The sequence below is a fragment of the Klebsiella ornithinolytica genome (genome assembly GCF_030505655.1).
GTDB classification, from domain to species: Bacteria; Pseudomonadota; Gammaproteobacteria; order Enterobacterales; family Enterobacteriaceae; genus Klebsiella; species Klebsiella ornithinolytica.
The window spans coordinates 918,521-937,088 of sequence record NZ_CP130153.1 but is presented as its reverse complement, the minus strand read 5'-3'; the positions used below and the strand labels follow the sequence as shown (position 1 = coordinate 937,088).

At 53.3% G+C, this 18,568-nt stretch carries 15 protein-coding genes and 1 pseudogene; 8 read left to right on the top strand and 8 right to left on the bottom strand.

Annotated elements, in window-relative coordinates:
• Nucleotides 1-221: 221 nt before the first annotated feature.
• Nucleotides 222-1,217, top strand: coding sequence for a LacI family DNA-binding transcriptional regulator (locus tag Q1L34_RS04535; protein ID WP_004867180.1), 996 nt, complete (start codon nt 222-224; stop codon nt 1,215-1,217).
• On the opposite strand, the gene araE is transcribed toward Q1L34_RS04535, so the two are convergent.
• Both araE and kduD read right to left on the bottom strand, forming a co-directional pair.
• Entirely contained in the window at nt 1,218-2,636 is a 1,419-nt protein-coding gene (gene araE, locus Q1L34_RS04530; protein ID WP_004867182.1) for an arabinose-proton symporter AraE, read from the bottom strand.
• Between the two features lie 376 nt (nt 2,637-3,012).
• Nucleotides 3,013-3,774: a 2-dehydro-3-deoxy-D-gluconate 5-dehydrogenase KduD gene (gene kduD, locus Q1L34_RS04525; protein WP_004867185.1), complete on the bottom strand. Its 762-nt coding sequence runs from the start codon at nt 3,772-3,774 to the stop codon at nt 3,013-3,015.
• A 537-nt stretch (nt 3,775-4,311) separates the two neighbouring features.
• Between kduD and Q1L34_RS04520 the strand changes: the two genes are divergently transcribed.
• A complete protein-coding gene (locus Q1L34_RS04520; RefSeq protein ID WP_004867187.1) occupies nt 4,312-5,487 on the top strand; it encodes an oligogalacturonate lyase family protein in 1,176 nt (391 codons plus the stop codon).
• A 284-nt stretch (nt 5,488-5,771) separates the two neighbouring features.
• Here Q1L34_RS04520 and Q1L34_RS04515 read toward each other — a convergent pair whose 3' ends face one another.
• The 3 genes from Q1L34_RS04515 to Q1L34_RS04505 all read right to left on the bottom strand — a co-directional run bounded on the left by Q1L34_RS04515 (nt 5,772) and on the right by Q1L34_RS04505 (nt 8,886).
• Complete coding sequence (locus tag Q1L34_RS04515; RefSeq protein ID WP_004867190.1) at nt 5,772-6,467, bottom strand: oligogalacturonate-specific porin KdgM family protein; 696 nt, start codon at nt 6,465-6,467, stop codon at nt 5,772-5,774.
• A gap of 253 nt (nt 6,468-6,720) precedes the next feature.
• Nucleotides 6,721-7,899 carry an acetyl-CoA C-acetyltransferase gene (locus Q1L34_RS04510; protein WP_004867193.1) on the bottom strand — a complete coding sequence of 393 codons (1,179 nt, stop codon included), beginning with the start codon at nt 7,897-7,899 and terminating at the stop codon, nt 6,721-6,723.
• 105 nt (nt 7,900-8,004) lie between these two features.
• Entirely contained in the window at nt 8,005-8,886 is an 882-nt protein-coding gene (locus Q1L34_RS04505; RefSeq protein ID WP_004867195.1) for a LysR family transcriptional regulator, read from the bottom strand.
• 140 nt (nt 8,887-9,026) lie between these two features.
• Here Q1L34_RS04505 and Q1L34_RS04500 point away from each other — a divergent pair, with 140 nt between their 5' ends.
• The 6 genes and pseudogenes from Q1L34_RS04500 to mrkJ all read left to right on the top strand — a co-directional run bounded on the left by Q1L34_RS04500 (nt 9,027) and on the right by mrkJ (nt 14,376).
• Nucleotides 9,027-9,488: a multidrug/biocide efflux PACE transporter gene (locus tag Q1L34_RS04500; RefSeq protein ID WP_015585829.1), complete on the top strand. Its 462-nt coding sequence runs from the start codon at nt 9,027-9,029 to the stop codon at nt 9,486-9,488.
• A gap of 133 nt (nt 9,489-9,621) precedes the next feature.
• Nucleotides 9,622-10,851: an amino acid permease gene (locus Q1L34_RS04495; RefSeq protein WP_004867200.1), complete on the top strand. Its 1,230-nt coding sequence runs from the start codon at nt 9,622-9,624 to the stop codon at nt 10,849-10,851.
• A 116-nt stretch (nt 10,852-10,967) separates the two neighbouring features.
• Entirely contained in the window at nt 10,968-11,834 is an 867-nt protein-coding gene (locus Q1L34_RS04490) for an aldo/keto reductase family oxidoreductase (protein WP_015585828.1), read from the top strand.
• Nucleotides 11,835-12,248: 414 nt separating this feature from the next.
• Nucleotides 12,249-12,943 (top strand): annotated as a pseudogene (locus Q1L34_RS04485) (flagellar brake protein).
• Nucleotides 12,944-12,947: 4 nt separating this feature from the next.
• Entirely contained in the window at nt 12,948-13,523 is a 576-nt protein-coding gene (locus Q1L34_RS04480) for a response regulator transcription factor (protein WP_327204373.1), read from the top strand.
• Nucleotides 13,524-13,659: 136 nt separating this feature from the next.
• Nucleotides 13,660-14,376 (top strand): cyclic-di-GMP phosphodiesterase MrkJ, encoded by a 717-nt coding sequence (gene mrkJ / locus Q1L34_RS04475; RefSeq protein WP_015585827.1) that lies wholly within the window; start codon nt 13,660-13,662, stop codon nt 14,374-14,376.
• Between the two features lie 46 nt (nt 14,377-14,422).
• Here the strand turns inward: mrkJ and Q1L34_RS04470 are convergent, their stop codons facing one another.
• From Q1L34_RS04470 to Q1L34_RS04460, 3 genes are all read right to left on the bottom strand, one after another.
• Entirely contained in the window at nt 14,423-15,010 is a 588-nt protein-coding gene (locus Q1L34_RS04470; protein ID WP_077266776.1) for a fimbrial protein, read from the bottom strand.
• Nucleotides 15,011-15,087: 77 nt separating this feature from the next.
• Nucleotides 15,088-16,083 (bottom strand): fimbrial protein, encoded by a 996-nt coding sequence (locus tag Q1L34_RS04465; RefSeq protein WP_004867219.1) that lies wholly within the window; start codon nt 16,081-16,083, stop codon nt 15,088-15,090.
• Entirely contained in the window at nt 16,074-18,560 is a 2,487-nt protein-coding gene (locus Q1L34_RS04460; protein ID WP_015585825.1) for a fimbria/pilus outer membrane usher protein, read from the bottom strand. The genes Q1L34_RS04465 and Q1L34_RS04460 overlap by 10 nt, the downstream gene beginning before the upstream one ends.
• Nucleotides 18,561-18,568 lie beyond the last annotated feature (8 nt).

Below are 18,568 nucleotides of genomic sequence, written 5' to 3'. Positions count from 1 at the left end.
ACGCAATGGTAACGTTAACAAAAAACATAAATCATGCCGTTTTGCCGAGATACATGATGTTAATCACAAAAGTTAACGTTAACATAACGAGGGTGAGATCGCGATCAAATAATCCGGCCCACTGAGACAACACGGCATACGATAGAATATCGTATGATCCTTTTACATCAGCAACTTAGTTGTATAGCCTGTTGCATGGCGGCAACGGTGGAGTGTGAAATATGGCATCTTTGAAAGATGTGGCAAAACTGGCAAACGTATCTCTGATGACGGTTTCACGGGCGCTGAACAACCCGGAACGTCTGAAACCCGAAACGCTGGCTCGCGTTCAGTCTGCGATTGAGCAGACCAACTACGTCCCTGACCTGTCTGCCAAGAAAATACGCGGCGCGCGCGCCACGCCGAATACCATTGGCGTACTGGCGCTGGATACCGTCACCACGCCGTTTTCGGTTGAGATCGCGTTGTCTATTGAAGAGACCGCCCGCGCGCACGGCTGGAACAGCTTCGTGGTGAATATGTTTTCCGATGATAGCCCGGAAACCATCGTCGACCTGCTGCTTTCCCACCGTCCTGACGGTATCATCTACACCACCATGGGGCTGCGCCAGGTACCCGTTCCCGCCAAGCTGCTGACGCTACCCTGCGTCCTTGCCAACTGCGAAAGTCTTAACGACCCGGTCGCCAGCTATATTCCTGATGATGAGCAGGGTCAGTACGCTGCGGTCAAAGCGCTGCTCGCCGCAGGCTATCGTAACCCGCTCTGTTTGCATCTCCCGGCCAACCATCTCGCCACCGTGCGCCGCCGCCAGGGGCTGGAGCGCGCCTGCCGCGAAGCCGATATCGACCCGGATACGTTGGTGCACAGCTATATGGCCTACGGCGATAAGCACTACCATGATATTCCCGCCGTGGTGCAGGCCCATCTCCGTCAGGGAAAACCGTCGTTCGATTCGGTTATCTGCGGCAACGATCGTATCGCCTTTATGGTCTATCAGACGCTGCTGGCGCAGGGATTGCGGATTCCGCAGGACGTTGCGGTGGTGGGCTACGATAATATGGTCGGCATTGGCGATCTGTTTTTACCGCCGCTGTCGACGGTGCAGCTGCCGCACTATGATATCGGGCGCCTGAGCGCCCTGCATATTATTCACGGCGATAGCCATCGGGAAACGGTACGCGTAGCCAGTCCGTGGCTGCCAAGGGCATCCCTGTGATTAATTACCGATATTGCGCAGCTTTTCGCCGGACATCAGTCGGCGCTCGATGTGTTCGAGCGTGACGTTTTTGGTTTCCGGAATCAGCCAGAACGTCACGCCGATAAACGCCACGTTCAGCGCGGTATAGAGCCAGAAGGTCCCCGCCGCGCCAATCGTATCCAGCAGCGTCAGGAAGGTGGCGCCGATAATCATGTTGGACACCCAGTTGGTGGTGGTTGAACAGGTGATGCCAAAGTCGCGGCATTTCAGCGGCTGAATTTCCGAACACAGGATCCACACCACCGGCGCGGCGCTCATCGCATAGCCTGCAATGCACATCATGGTCATGCCGACGGAAAGCCAGGACAGGCCGCTGGAGGCGGTGCCGTTATCAAACTGCATCAGGCAGTAGCCCAGCACCAGCGTTCCGATAGCCATCACGCTAAAGCCGATTTTCAGCGCCGGTTTACGCCCCGCTTTATCGACGGTAAAGACCGCGATAAAGGTCGCAAACATAAAGGTCAGGCCGACCACCAGCGTAGCAATCATCTGCTGCTCGGTGGTGGTGAAGCCGGCCATTTTAAAAATACGCGGCGCGTAGTACATGATGATATTCATCCCGGTAAATTGCTGCATCGCCTGCAACAGCATGCCAAGGAATACCGCGCGGCGGACGTTACGATTGATCTTAAACAGCGCCCAGCCGCCTTGCTTAAGCTTCAGGCTTTCGCGGATTTCATTGAGCTCATCACGGGCTTTTTCCGAGGTATCGCGCAGCATACGCAGCACCTCTTCCGCTTCAACGTGGCGCCCCTTTTCAGCCAGCCAGCGCGGGCTGTTTGGCAGGAAAATCACCAGAACGATCAGCAGAAGCGCCGGCAGCGCCAGCACGCCCAGCATCGCCCGCCAGTTGCCGCTGTAGCTGAACGCGGTATCGGACAGGAACGCCATGACGATCCCCAGCGTCACCATCAGCTGATACATACTGATCATCTTGCCGCGCACGTTTTCACTCGCCATTTCAGAAAGATACAGCGGCGCGGTATACGAGGCGATCCCCACGGCGATACCGAGAATGATCCTTGCCGCCAGCAGCATTTCGACGCTCGCGGCAAACGCCGATCCGACCGATCCGGCCACAAACAATACCGCCCCCACCATCAGACTGTATTTACGTCCCAGTCGGAAGGAGAGCCAGCCGTTGAACAGCGCGCCAACCGCCGCCCCCAGCATCATGCTGCTGACCACCCACTCCTGCAGCCGGCTGGATAAGACAAAGTGGTCGGTAATAAAGGGCAGCGCCCCGGCAATCACCCCAATATCGAGGCCAAAAAGCAATCCAGCCACCGCAGCGGCAATAGAGACAAACTGGTTCATGCGTCGGGTATCACGCTGGCTACGCGCCAGGACCGTCGTGCCGTCACTGATTGAGGTCATTTTTTTCCTGCCTGAGCAAAGTAAAACGTGCAGTGAAAGTACGCGATCGGCGCGATAAAGTGTCAGGGAGGAGACGTCAAAGATATGGATTAAATTGCTGGCAGGACTTGTTTTGTGATGGACATTCAACTTTCTATTATTGCCGTTTCATCAATCTCCTTTTATTCATTCCTTTTATCCATTGGCTAACAGCGGGAAATCGCGACGAAATGATATGGACGATCTTCAAATTCAGCGCCATATCAATATGGATAATTAATGTTCATCTTTCATCACTGTTGCGCCGATTGCCGGATGGTGAAGTGACATGGTCTACCGCCAGGCATAAAAAAACCCTGCCATCAAAGCAGGGTTTATCGCCTGTCGCCGCGCGAGCTTAGCGCGCCAGCCAGCCGCCATCGACCGCCACGGTGTAGCCGTTAATGTAATCCGATGCGCTGGAGGAGAGGAAGACCACCGGCCCTTTCAGATCGTCCGGTAAGCCCCAGCGTCCGGCCGGAATGCGGTCAAGAATTTCCGCGCTACGCTGTTCATCGGAACGCAGCTGCTGGGTGTTGTTGGTCGCCATATAGCCCGGCGCAATCGCGTTGACGTTGATGTTGTACTTCGCCCACTCGTTCGCCAGCAGACGGGTCACCCCCATCACACCACTTTTTGATGCGGTGTAGGACGGCACGCGAATACCGCCCTGGAAAGAGAGCATCGACGCGATGTTGATAATCTTGCCGCCGTTACCCTGGGCAATAAAATGCTTCGCCGCCGCCTGGGACATAAAGAACACGGTCTTGATGTTCAGATCCATCACGTCATCCCAGTCTTTCTCGCTGAATTCAAGGGCATCCTGACGACGAATCAAACCGGCGTTGTTGACCAGAATATCGATATGACCGAATTCGGCAACCGCACGCTCAAGCAGTTGAGGAATACCGTCAATCTGGCGCAAATCGGCGGTCAGGCTCAGGAAACGACGTCCCAGCGCGGTAACACGCTCAATCGTTTCCACCGGCTCAACAATATTAATGCCGACAATATCGCAGCCCGCTTCGGCCAGACCGAGCGCCATACCCTGACCCAGCCCGGTATCACAGCCGGTGACAACAGCCACTTTACCCTGTAAAGAGAATGCATCGAGTATCATACTTTGTTCCTTAGTCTTTCAGAGCCCGTACAACACAGGCAAGGTTCTATTTGTCCGATCCGCATCCCTCACGGTTGCTTACGCCAGGGAAAACGCTCTGGGTATTACCCACCTTAAAAATAAAACACAGTTTCGTTTTACTAGTGTCGACATCTTACCCCTGAGGAAATCTGTTTTCAATTTTTATTAAAACGATGTTTCATATTTTCGCGTTCTATTTATCAGAAATGCAGAACCGATCACGAAGCGATGCAAACAAAAAGATATAAAAACAATAAAATACAATGAGTTAATTCAACTTTGAAAAATAACAGTAAAACGTAAAAAGCGGGCATGAAAACAAAGATCGCCCCGAGACGCCAGCTGAAAGAGCAGAAAAACCGCGATCCAGCGCAACATTTTATAGTGAATTGCGCTCACCATCACAAATAATGAAACAATGTTTTGATAAATTAACACCCATCTTTTAAATCAACCTCACCTGGCTACACGTCCCCTGCAGACAGGCGACATCGCGGGAAGGAAAAGGAGTACATCATGGCTAAAGGCATGCGGGTAAAATTGAATTATGAAGTCAGTCGCGATCCGGATACCGGCGCGGAGATCACCCGCTTAACCCCTCCGGAAGTAACCTGTCATCGTAACTATTTCTATCAGAAGTGTTTTTTTAATGATGGCAGCCACCTGCTGTTCGCCGGTGAATTTGACGGCCACTGGAACTACTATCTGCTAAATATCGCGACAGCCGAGGCCGTTCAGCTGACCGAAGGCGCCGGCGATAATACCTTCGGCGGCTTTCTCTCACCGGATGATTCCGCGCTCTATTACGTTAAAAATGACCGCACGCTGCTGGAAGTCAATCTTTCAACCCTCCAGGAGCGTCAGGTCTACCGCGTCCCGGATGAGTGGGTCGGATACGGTACCTGGGTCGCCAACAGCGACTGCAGCAAACTGGTCGGCATTGAGATTGCGAAAAGCGACTGGACACCGCTCAACGACTGGCAGATTTTCCACGACTTCTTCCATAAAGGTCCGCACTGCCGTCTGCTGCGCGTCGACCTGCAAAGCGGGGAGAGCCGCGTTATTCATGAAGAGAAAAAATGGCTGGGTCATCCCATCTACCGTCCGTTCGACGACAACACCGTCGCCTTCTGCCATGAAGGGCCGCACGATCTGGTCGATGCCCGGATGTGGATGGTCAACGAAGACGGCAGTCACGTGCGGAAAGTCAAAGAGCATGCCGAGGGCGAAAGCTGTACGCACGAATTCTGGGTCCCGAACGGTTCCGCGCTGATTTATGTCTCTTATCTGAAAGGTCAGCAGGGACGGACGATTTATCGCTTCGATCCGGATACCGGCATCAATACCGCGCTGATGCAGATGCCCGCCTGCTCGCATCTGATGAGCAACTTCGACGGCACGCTGTTGGTTGGGGATGGCTCTGGTACGCCGGTGGATGTGAAAGATACCAGCGGTTACACCATTGATAACGATCCTTATCTCTACGTCTTTGATGTCGCGAAACAGGCTTACTTCCGCGTTGCCCGGCATGATACCTCCTGGGCGACGGTCGCCAATAGCCGTCAGGTCACCCATCCGCATCCTTCGTTTACCCCCGACGATCGGGCGATTTTGTTCAGCTCGGACAAAGACGGGAAACCGGCTATCTACATCGCGAAACTGCCGGCGCATCCGGAGATGCTGCAGGCGTAATATCCGTATTGTTTTTGAGTGTGTTTCTGTAACTGGCCTTGCCCTCCTTCGCGGAGGGCTTTTTTGTTTCATTACCGCCCGGCGGAGTCGTTGAGGCAGGCACAGGCCGTTTTTCCTCACCTTCTGTTGAACCCGTGCTGGTGAAACCTTCCGCAGCCCCTTTCGACTGCGCGAGCGGCCAAGTCTGCTTGCGCCATAATCAGCGCTAACGGGAACCGCATCCGGACGACAGAAACAGAAAACCCCGGCTGACGGCTCCGGGGTCATGACGGAAGAGGGTTTTATCAGAAGCTGTAAGCAACCCCGACGCGGAAACGGGTCTGGCGATCGCTGCGGTCATTCACACCCACGTTGCCCACTTCACCATACGGCGCCCAGTTTTTGTCGAGCTTATAGGCCAGCTTCACGTTGTACTCCTGGGAGTAAGGCTTGTTGTCGTTGCGGTTTACTCCCTCGGAGCTGCGGGCATAAACATAGTTCAGCTCGGTACGCCAGTTGCCCATCACAAAACCGGCCCACGCATCGCCACGGTTCACTTTATCGTCTTCTTTGCCGGCGCTCGCCGGGTAGCGGGTATAGTCGTAGCGATAGCGGGCGGCCACGTAGAAACCATTATCGAAGCTGTATTGCACGCGCAGATTGGGTTTGTAAATTGAGCGGCTATCGTTGCTCTCAATATTAAACCCCGGCGTCACGGAGAAATTCTGATTCGCCTTCCACTGCCAGCTAATGGTCTCTTCGTGGCCGTTGCCGACAAAATCTGAATACGGTTGGGAGGTATTATCGCCGCCTGACTTCCACTTTGCCTCTACGGAGAAGCCGAATCCGTTGGCAAAGCGATGGGAGACCGAGACACGGTCGGCATTGGTTTTATCTGTCTTACCTCCATCAATGAATTCATGACGCAAATCAACCGTGACAGCGGAAGCGGAAAACGCTGCGGCGCAGAGAGTAGCAAGGGCCAGAGATCTTGCAAACATAGGGTACCCCTCAAAATTAAAATTATGTTTCTATTTTATGAAACTGCATTTTATTTTTTAAGGACGTATGTTTTAGTGATCAAGATCGTAATTATTTGTTTCAAAAAACATGGCACAGCAGGACGTGACAAAGCTCAACAAAAAAGGGCTTTATCGCCCCCTTTTCGCTGAATTTTTCCGGGATCTGCGGGAAGAAAATCCAATAAAAAAGCCTCCGTAAGGAGGCTTGAGAAGCAGGTAAAGTAAAGCGGGACTATGCGCGTTCTACCGCCAGCGCAACGCCCTGACCGCCGCCGATACAAAGCGTAGCCAACCCTTTACGGGCATCGCGTTTAATCATCTCGTGCACCAGAGAAACCAGAATACGACAGCCTGATGCCCCAATGGGGTGGCCCAGCGCAATCGCCCCGCCGTTAACATTGACCCGCCGCTCATCCCATTCCAGCACTCTGCCGACAGAAATCGCCTGGGCGGCAAATGCCTCATTGGCCTCGATAAGATCGACCTCATCCAGCCGCCAGCCCGCTCTTTCCAGACAGCGGCGCGTCGCGTGTACCGGCGCGATCCCCATCAGGGCCGGATCGACGCCGACGCTGGCAAAAGCGCGGATCCGCGCCAGGATCGGCAGACCGAGCTCCTGCGCTTTCGATTCGCTCATCATCATTACCGCCGCCGCGCCGTCATTGATGCTGGAAGCGTTGCCCGCGGTCACTGAACCCAGCCGATCGAAGGTGGGTAGCAGGCTGGCCAGCCCTTCGGCGCTGGCATCGACCCGCGGCTGCTCATCGGTGTCAACGGTGCGCGGCGCCCCGTTCAGCTCGGTGGTTACCGGCACAATCTCATCACGAAAGCGCCCTGAATCAATCGCCCGCCGGGCCTTTTGCTGCGAACTCAGCGCCCAGGCATCCTGCAGCTCCCGGCTGATACCATATTCACGCGCCAGGTTTTCCGCCGTAACTCCCATGTGATAGTCGTTGAAGGCATCCCACAAACCATCGTGGACCAGGCTGTCAATCAGCTGGCTGTTGCCCAGCTGAGCGCCGGTGCGGCTATCGGTGAGAACGTGCGGCGCCCGGCTCATATTTTCCTGACCGCCGGCAATCACCACGTCAGCTTCTCCGCACTGGATTGCCTGCGTCGCCAGATGCAGCGCCTTCAGTCCGGAGCCACACACGTCGTTAATCGTAATGGCAGAAACGGTATTCGGCAGGCCGCCGCGGATCGCCGATTGACGGGCCGGATTTTGCCCGGTCCCCGCAGTCAGAACCTGCCCGAGGATCACCTCATCAACACTTTGCGGGTCGATACCGGTACGCTCCACCAGAGCCTTGACCACAAGACTCCCCAACTCTACCGCGGAGTGACGCGACAACGTTCCCTGAAAACACCCTATCGGAGTGCGCAACGCACCCACGATCACGACATCTTTCATCCTCTACCTCTGCCCTGCCTCTGCGCAAAGAAACAGCAACATAGTAGAGAATTGTTATCAAAAAATTTCGCAATTGTTTAAAAAAAGTGAGGCGAATCACAAAGATTAGCCCCGCGTTGCGGGTTCCTGGCGCTGTAAATGCTGACGCAGCCAGCTCCCGGCTTTCCCCGGCGGCGCCTTCTTATTCCACAATAAATCAACGGAAATCGCCCGCGGCCAGCCGGGAATGTTCAGCGCCACCAGCGTGCCTGACCCGGCAAACTCGTCAACCAGCGCACAAGGTAAAATGCACCATCCCAGCCCCTGCACCGTCATGCTGAGCAGCAGTAAATAGTTCGGCGCCGACCAGACCTGTCCTTTCGCAGGCTCCAGCGAGCTGGCCAGAAAAGTGCTCAGGCGCAGTTCTCGCCAGCTATGCAGCTCATCCCAGGTGACCCGTCCCTGCGCCGCCAGCGGATGCGCGGGAGCGACGTAAATGGCCATCGCCGTTTGTAACGGCAGCCGGGTACTGCCAATCTCCGTCGGATAGCTATCCCTGGCCTCAATCAGCCCCACCTGCGCGCGCTCCTTCTGCAGCAGGTCAATAACATCCTCATCTTCCCCTATCAGGCACTCAAACTCGGTGTGGGGAAAACGACGATCGAACTGCTGCAGCAGATCCTCCAGCACATCCGGATGCAGCGTGTCGGAGAGTACAAACGTGAGGCGCGCTTCCGTTTCATCAGACAGTGAAATAGCCAGCTCATCCAGCCGATTGCTGGCCGCCAGAATCGCTTTGACGTAGCTCAGCACCTGTTCCCCCTGTGGCGTCAGCGTGGGATGGCGAGTCGCGCGGTCAAACAGTGCGACGCCCAGATCGGCTTCAAGGTTTGAAATGGCGGTGCTGATGGTGGACTGGCTTTTGCGCAGCCGACGGGCGGCGGCAGAAAACGACCCGCAGGCCACGGCTTCAACAAATGCAGTCAGAGCTTCGGGAGAATAGCGCATGAACTATCTACTTTATCGATGGAATCTATCTTTTGTTTATCATATTTATCCATAAAATGCGGAGTAATTTCTCAGAATCTGTTCCCTCCTTAACTGCAGAGGAACCGGTCAGAACCACGGCTTTTCGGAGGTAGCAAGCCATGCAACAGAACACATTTCAGCGTAAAACGCTGACGGAGCGCGTTATCCATGCGGTCAGTTTTGAAGGACTCGCCACGTTAATTCTCGCCCCGACCGCCGCCTGGCTGATGCAGCGTTCGGTTCTTGAAATGGGGGGGCTGAGCGTGCTGCTCGCGACGCTGGCCATGGTATGGAACCTGATTTATAACGCCGCTTTTGACCGCCTCTGGCCGGTATCTCGCGTGGTGCGAACTCTCAAAGTCCGCGCGCTGCACGCTATCGGCTTTGAATCCGGGTTTATTCTTATCGGGGTCACCGCCGTGGCACTGATTCTCGGGGTCTCGTTGATCCAGGCGTTTATGCTGGAAATCGGCTTTATGCTGTTCTTCCTGCCCTACACCATGCTGTTTAACTGGATATGGGATACTCTGCGCGAACGCGTACTGAAATATCGCCAGCAGCGGATCCTGGCACGCAGCTAACTGCTCTTCATCGCCGGGGGATGCCCGGCGATCCCTTGCCCTGTTTGTCATCCGAAAGTATCGCAACGGCTCATTCGTTGTTGTGGTAAATTACACTCCTTTTTTTTGGTCTTACGGTTGATAAATTCACACAATGTCTAAAATTTGGTCTAAAGAAGAAACTCTTTGGAGTTTTGCCTTATATGGCACTGCCGTAGGCGCCGGCACTCTGTTTTTGCCGATCCAGCTGGGGTCTGCTGGCGCCATTGTTCTGTTCATCACCGCGCTAGTCGCCTGGCCGTTAACCTACTGGCCGCACAAAGCACTGAGTCAGTTCATTCTCTCCGCGAAAGTTGCGCCCGGCGTCGGGATCACCGGGGCGGTTAACCATTACTACGGCAAGAAAGTGGGGAATCTGATCACCGCCCTCTATTTCCTCGCCTTTTTCGTGGTCGTCCTGATTTACGCCGTGGCAATCACCAACTCACTCGCCGAGCAGCTGGCAAGGCATATGCCGATTACACCCGCCGTTCGCGCCATGCTGAGTCTGGCCGTGGTCATGGTGTTGAACCTGATCTTTTTAATGGGCCGCCATATCACGATTAAGGTGATGGGTTTTTTGGTGTTCCCGCTGATTGCCTGCTTCCTGTTCTTGTCGATCTATTTAATCGGCGACTGGCAGCCTGAGCACCTCACCAGCCAGCTGCAGCTGACTTCTCATACGTTCCACCAGGTCTGGATCTCAATCCCTGTGATGGTTTTCGCTTTTAGCCATACGCCCATCATTTCAACTTTTGCTATCGATCAGCAGGAGAAATATGGTGATCTGGCTATGGGTAAATGCAAAAAAATCATGAAGGTGGCCTATACCATCATCTGCGCCAGCGTGCTGTTTTTTGTCTTCAGCTGCCTGCTGGCGATACCGGTCTCCTATATTGAAAACGCCCGCAACGAAGGAGTGACCATTCTCTCCGCGCTGTCGATGATGCCTGGTTCTCCGGCGTGGCTGGCGGTAACAGGCATCGTGGTCGCCGTAGTGGCCATGTCGAAGTCATTCCTCGGCACCTATTTTGGCGTGATTGAAGGCGCCAGCGAAATCGTGAAAACGTCGCTGAATCAGGTCGGGATTCGCAAAAGCCGCGCCTTTAACCGCGCGATGTCGATTCTGCTGGTCTCGACGCTGACGTTCATAGTTTGCTTCATCAATCCGAACGCCATTTCCATGATCTACGCCATCAGCGGCCCGCTGATCGCCATGATCCTGTTCATCATGCCGACGCTGTCGACCTACATCATTCCCGCACTCAAACCCTACCGTTCAGTGGGTAATTTCATCACCCTGGTGGTCGGCCTGCTGTGCGTTTCGGTCATGTTCTTTAGCTAATCTTCCCCTCTGCGGCGGCGGTTATCACCGCCGCCGCACGTTCTGCCAATATTTCTGCCATCCGGACTTCCTCGCCAGGTTTACACTTAGGGTTTGCACACCAGTGGGGAATCGCCATGTCCAGCGTAAAACTATCCGGAAGCGGAACATTAGGTCATCGCCAGGTTTATCGTCTGGGTTACGGCGCTATGCAGTTAGCCGGCCCCGGCGTATTTGGTCCGCCTGCCGATCCGGACGCCGCTATTCGTGTCCTGCGCGCGGCGGTAGCGGCGGGAGTCAATCATATTGATACCTCTGATTTTTACGGCCCGCATATTACTAACCAGCTGATTCGCAAAGCGCTCCATCCTTACGCAGACGATCTCTGCATCGTGACGAAAGTCAGCGCTCGCCGTGATGAAAAGGGCAACTGGCTGCCGGCGATGTCGCCCGAAGAGCTCACGCAGGCGGTGGAAGACAATTTGCGTAATCTGGGGCTCGATGTCCTGGAGATCGTGAATCTGCGCAGCATGCTCGGCACCCACGGCCCGGTAGAAGGCTCACTGGAAGCGCCGCTGACCACGCTGCTTGAGCTTAAAGAGCGTGGGCTTATTCGCCACATCGGCCTCAGTAACGTCACGGCGAAGCAGGTGGCCGATGCGCAAAAGCTGACGCCCGTTGTTTGCGTGCAAAACCAGTACAACGTTGCCAATCGAGGAGACGATGCGCTGATTGATGAGCTTGCCGCACAAAATATTGCCTACGTCCCTTTCTTCCCGCTTGGGGGGTTTACTCCGCTACAGGCACAGGAACTTAACGATGTTGCCGCCGCGCTGGAGGCGACACCGATGCAGGTTGCGCTGGCCTGGCTACTACAGCGTTCGCCTAATATTCTGCTGATTCCGGGAACCTCTTCGCTCCAGCACCTGCAGGAAAACCTGGCCGCTGGCGCGTTAACCCTGCCGCCGGAAGCCATCGCAACATTAGCGGCACTGCAGAACTAACGGCCTTCGCCACACCTGTGCGTGTCCTTCCGCACAGGTCCTTGCCGGGCGCCATTTTCCCTCCTATTATTTGGCTGGAATTAGCCCAACGCTGCTGGCACTATATATCCTACAAATGGGTATATGCTTGCACTAACCTGCGCTAAACAACCCTATATACAGCATTGATTTATACTATTTTGACAAGTCTCCTTATTGGGGACTTCTGTCGTTTTTGCCTTCCCCAAAAATTTTTACAACTCTTGATTACAGGAAAAACAACATCTGATTCGACGTTTATACAAATCAATTTAGCGACAAAGATAGCTAATAACATCAAACGCTCATAAAAACATCTGGTTAATGCAATCAGAATGTTGGCATTGCCATAAGAAAAATTTAACTAACACAATAAAAAATCAACAAGGACTTTACATGACAGAGGGAACAATAAAGACCAGCCGGTATGAAATCATTGCTATTTTCAGGGAGGAACTCAGGAAACACTCCGAGATAGAAGTTTTCTTTAATAACAAAAACATCATGACCCAACTTACCCGGGTAGACTTTGCTGAGTTCCATATCGTCACCCAGAGCAAAATCCCCCCAGGGCATAAATACAAATTCATTTTGCATAGTGATTCAGGAAAGATTGAGTTCTGTTCATCGTTAAAGAAAAGTTATAACAGCGATGCCGAACGCGGTAATAAAGTCTCATTTGCCTTACCCGAATGCATTCATGTGGTACAACGACGTCGCGACCCCCGCTTTCGTTTGCATCACCGGTATGACTTTTTTGTCGCGGTCGACACAGAAATGGCGAAAACTATCTTTTCGATATTAAAGACATTTCAGATGGCGGCTGTGCGCTGATCGCGAAAAGTCCGAACCTGAAATTTCTCACGCATAGTTCAATCCTCAAGAATTCAGTTCTGTCGCTGGCTGAGTATGGTGAAATCACCATTGATTTAGCGATAAAAAATGTTGTTGAAGTGACACTTGATGAAGACAGTGAAAGCTATCACCAGGTTTCCTGTCAGTTTAAATTCCGCCACCGCGAAGATAAGACCAGAATAGAGAAAATGCTGCTCGATTTGATTCTGGAAGCTAAGCGAAAAAAGAGAGTCTGACCCCTTGGACAGGATATTTCTGTATACCGATGATAATTTAATCGGTCAATCAATTCATTGGTATATGGTTGATAACAATAAAAATGTCACCACCTTCCGTTATCAGGATATCACTCAGGGGGCAATCGCCCCCCTGTCTGGGATCGTTATTTTCAACGTTATTCATAAGGACTTTTCTGCTGCCGACACGATGTTATTGCTCAACGATATGCGCTGGTGTCTTCTGCACTGTACCCGGCTAATCCTGGTGGTCAGAAGCGATATTGCCAACCTGTTCAGGGAACTAATAAACATAGATAACACCATGATTCTTACAGAAAAAACACCATTGCATGATTTTTATCGCGCCGTCAGTACTCCCGCAGTCGGCAGCGAGTTTTCCGTACCGAAGAAGCTTTCTGCCAGAGAGCGCCAGGTGCTGGAGCTGACCATGACCTGCCACAACAACAAAAGAATTGCCACTCTGCTGAATATTGACCATAAAACCGTACACAGTCACAGGATTCATATCATGCAAAAATTTGGCATGCATAACTCGCGGGCGATGCACAATAAAATTGTCGACATGTATCAATGCTAGAAAAAAACCGTCTCCCCAATCAAAACCAGATAATTAATTGAAAAGTTACTTTTAATAAACATTCCAAACTGCAGAAAGGTCACTTATAATAATTTCACCCTGCAGCGATGTTTTGTAAAGTGCCTGACACGAGAAAATGAACGCTAACATATTTTCCGATTATAACTTATCCCGTGGCGATATCTCTGTTCGTTATGTTTTTCAAAAAATGTTCTCACCGCAGGACACTCTCGTGGCCGTGGAGTGTTTAAGCCGCTTCGATTCTATTCCTGTGGCCCCGGAATTTTTCTTTCGCCATGCTAATGCGGCACTCCGTGAAAGTATTTTCATGGAGCAACTGGCATTGATTGAAAAGCACCGGACATGGTTTATTGACAATGGTATTTCAGCCACAATCAATGTTGACGATCATATTCTCGGAATTTTGCGCCAGCCGCAAATCGAAACCTACATTAACCATCTGAAGTGTGTACATTTTGAGGTTACGGAAAATGCCAATAGCCTGCTGAATAATGCATTAGCCAGCTGGAAAAGTCCCCAGACGTCCACACTGTGGCTCGATGATTTTGGTTCTGGTTATGCCGGCATTAATGCTATTCGCGGATACCATTTTGATTATGTCAAAATTGACAAAGATTTTTTCTGGCATCTCATGCAGAAAGAGTCCGGGCGACCGCTGATGGATGCGCTGGTGACATTCCTGTCACGTAATAACCACAATGTCATTATTGAAGGTGTCGAGAGCGAAGCACATAAAAACTGGCTTAAGGGAATGGAGTGGTTTGCTATTCAGGGCCATTACTGGAAAGAAGTCAGTATTGAACAACTGGTTCAGGAAAGAGTTAGCGCATAAAAACACCGCATGATTGCGGTATTTTTATGCGCTAAATATCACACGCTTAATTATACACAAGTTCCCAGGTTGCCCAGCTGGTCAATGGACCGGTTGTCGCTTTTTCCGGGGACGGTGTGACATAGCCGATATAATAAGTAAATACACCGCCATTAACCGATTTTTCAACAATCGGCACCCGATTTTGCTGCGGGTCGGCGGGGACAATTTTATTACTCTTATCCAGCGTATTATTATCATTGGTGGACAGCGCCAGATAGATATTGCGCGCCCCATCCGCTAACGTGTTCGCCAGATAGCCCGCATTTTCATTCGCGACGGCATCGACCATAAATCCATCAATCCAGCGCACATTCACCGCACGAATCTCATTTTTATCCGCCGCGCCGCCATCATGGCGGAGCTGACAATTCGACAACTCAAGAGTGAAAGGCTGCGGCTTCATAAATGCGCCGGCCCCGCGGCCGTGGACTTCCGCCAGGCTCACCGGCGCCAGCCAGACATTGCCGCTGCCGGCATTATTCGCGCCGTTAAGCGCCACGCTACAGGAGATATCCGTCACCCGGCCGACAAAATCAACGCGTCCGTTATCGTAATTGGTCATAAAACCGTAGGCCGACGAGGCGGCAAGCATCGCGCCAGCGACGGCCAGCCTGATGCATTGTCGGCCATATGTGCCACATCCATATTGCTTCATGCCCGCCTCCTGAATTAATCGTACGTCAGGTTAAAGATCATGTGCGATTCCACCTCGCCGGTACTGGTTGTCGGCAGGTATTGGTAAAATCGCGCATGATAAGGTTGCGTAAAGTAACGCGTCTCCTGAGAACGCAACGTGCCTACGCTGTACTTCTTGTTAAATTCCAGCGGTACGCCATCCTTCAGTACCTGAATCCCGACCCCTTTGGCGGCGGAACTCCCGGTTTTTTCATTGAGCAACGCCCCTTGTTTGAGCGTGGTGCTGGTTGCCAGAGTTCCGGAAAAAGAGGTCTGGATATTGGCATATCCCGACTCGCTTAACCCGCCGCTGCACTGCAGCTCGATATTAAAATCCCGACCGCCCGCCGTTGTGCCGACCCCTTTCAGATCGCTACGCTTAATGGTGCCCACATCAACGTTCATATTCTTCCCGCTCAGGACCGTACAGGAAGGTGAGACAATGGTGATCGCATTGGCGCTCAGGTAGGTTTCCAGAATCGGGTTATTCCCCCTTTCCCAGTCATAGGAGGTATATTTCCCCGCCGCCAGCGTACCGCTGCCGGTCGTCGACGACGTTTTAATAATCTCCAGCGTAAAGCGGGAACCTTCCAGCGAGTAGTTGGTGGTCCGGTTGATGGTGGAGGAGAAAACGTCGGGATAGATGATGTTCACCGTCGCGCCACCGCGACTAAAGCGCATGCCGATACCGGGCACGTTGGTGGAGTAGATCTTATTCCCCAGATCGGTGGAGCCTGTAGAAACAATCTTCGCCGCAAAGCGGTTAGTACCGGCGGTACAGCTGTAGCTGGCCCCGCCCGGCGCATTCATCGTCCAGTCCCGGGAGACAATCACCGAGCCCACCGGCAGATCGGGGGGAACCACAACCCTGCCAACGACCATATCCAGGTTCACCGTAGGCTGCGAAAGGCGCGTACAGGCAGCCCAGGCGGAGGTGGTCCCCAGCGCCATTAAGCCAATAAAAAGCGTCAGTTGTTTACTCAGCGACATACCGTTTCCTTTAATTTTGCCTGGCCCAGATCCACCGTACATTGTCCGCTGCTCCACTTGACGATCGCCTGCTTAACCCCGGCGTCGCTGATAAACATCATGCTGCCCTGACCAACAACCCCAATATCCTTACCGGACGGATCCAGAATGGTGGCGGCAAACGGCAGCGGTTGGCCATTGGCCTGGCGCGCCTGAAGCGTGAGGGTATTCTGTACCGTGGTATCAAACGAGACTTTCACCACGCTGCCTTCCCACGGAACGACCTGAGCCACCGTACGCTCAAAGGCGATATCCTCCTGGCTGCCTTTCGGATCGATCTCGACGGCGTTGATCCGGTAAGGTCGCAGATAGGGCAGGATGGCATAGCCGTTACTGTCGACGCGCGTCCCAGGTGAACCCGGCAACATGGCGCCCGCCGCATCTTTGGCTTCAATCAGCGCCAGGGTATTGCCGCTCTCCGGTGAGAACACCACGCCATGACGATGGGCGATCAGCGTCCCGCTGGCACCCAGCCCGCTCTGCCGGTAACCTTCACCCTGGCTATAGCTGCCGTTAAGCGTGGTCCACGGCGTACGGTAGCTGCCGTTTAAGGCGACATCATGCTGACCACCGGTCGCTGCGGTCGTTGAAATGCCGTAGTTGAGGTTGTTCTCACTATCCAGCGAACCGTTAACCCCAATCTGCGAGCTGCCGAAATGCGAATTGTTGAAGGTGGTGTTCGACGTCAGGTTGGCGGTACGGTTCTCACCAAACCACAGCGGATAGCTGAAATTCAGCGAGATGCGATCGTCACGACGATGGCCGGAGTTATCCGGCGTATACACGCGCTGCGCGCTGGCTGACCATGAGAGACGGCCGAACATATTGTTGTAGCTAAGCTGGTATTGCTTCTCGGTACCCGAACGGTTCCAGTAATCTGAAATCTGGCCACTCAGATAAAAACCGCCCCAGCCGTCCGGCAGGTTCTGGTTAACGGTGAAGGTCATGCCGTTTTTCTGTCGCCACAGCGTATAGTTGTTATTGCGGTTCTTCTCCTGATCGACGGCGTACAGCGCATCGTTCAGGTTATAGTAGCCTTTCGTGGAGTAGCGATACGCCGCCAGCACGATGCTGGTCTGGGTATCGGTAAACATCCGGTTAAAGGTGGCGCGATAGCTCTGCCCTTTTTCATCCAGGGTATCGCTCTTCAGTCGCGACTGGGTAATGTCAAATGACAGCGCGCCAATACCGGTATTCATCCCGGCCCCCAGCAGAAACGCCTGATAATCATCAAAACCGGTCACGCCGGTATAGCCGGTAAACATGTTGCTCAGGCCACGCTGCCAGGTAGCCTGGTAGAGCATGGGCTTATTGCGCAGCGAATTATCATCGACTTTACCGGCCGACAGCGCATAGCGAGTCATACCCGGACGCAGCAGCTGTGCCACCGACGCATACGGCACGCTGAAGACCTGCACCGATCCATCGGCCTCTTTTACCGACACCTCAAGGTCGTTACCGTACCCGGACGGGTAAACATCCTGCAAAGTAAACGGCCCCGGCGGTACCGAGGTCTGATAGATAATATTGTTGCCCTGACGCACCGTCACCAGAGCATTGCTCTGCGCCACGCCGCGAATTTCCGGCGCGTAGGAGCGCATTCCGTCCGGGAACATATTGTCGTCGGTCGCCAGGTTGACCCCACGCAGACCGATGGTGTCGAAGAATTCGCCGTTGGTAAATATCTGCCCGCCGCTGACAATCGAGTTGATTTGCGGGATCGGCCGCTGAAGGTAGGTCTGGTTACTGTTCCAGTGCGCCTTCCCCTGCTGCTGCTGCCAGTTCAGGTTACCGATGTGCTTGAGTAGCCAACCGTCCCAGGAGAAGCCGGCGTTAACGCCGAGATAGGCGCTGCTGTTGTCGGAGCCGTTGGCGGCAGAGGTATGGCTGGTCCAGGTGTTCGCCATCCAGCCAAGATTCAGCGCCGCAATGCCTTTATCCCAGAATTCCGGGCTGACAAAATTTTTCAGGCGCTGATCTTCGTAGATTTGCGGTACAGAAACTTCCAGCCGCAGCGAGGACTGTATCAGGTTATCTTTAACGTTTTCTTCGTTACGCCACTCCTTCAGCCGTCCACAGTAACCTGCCTGCTGACTCAGCTGAGGATTGAGTTTTTCTGCCGCAATCCCGTAGCGCTCAAGCATTTCACGGGTGTAGCAGATCCCCATGTTGCCGTCTTTATCGCGGGTGACGTTCAGTTCATAGCGCCCTTTCCACTCATTGTTGGTATACACATCGAGCGAATAGGTCCCTTCCGTGATAGCACTGGCGGAGAAGCGAGACAGATCGACCTTTTCCCGGCTGCCAACGATAAAACCATCATTAAACTGGTATACCGTTCCCGGGCTTTCCTGTCCGCTGGAAACTGGCGGAAAACAGAACAGCGCCATCGCGATCGCTGTACTTAATCTTCCCGGGCAGATAGACCTCTGCTTCATGATCGTGT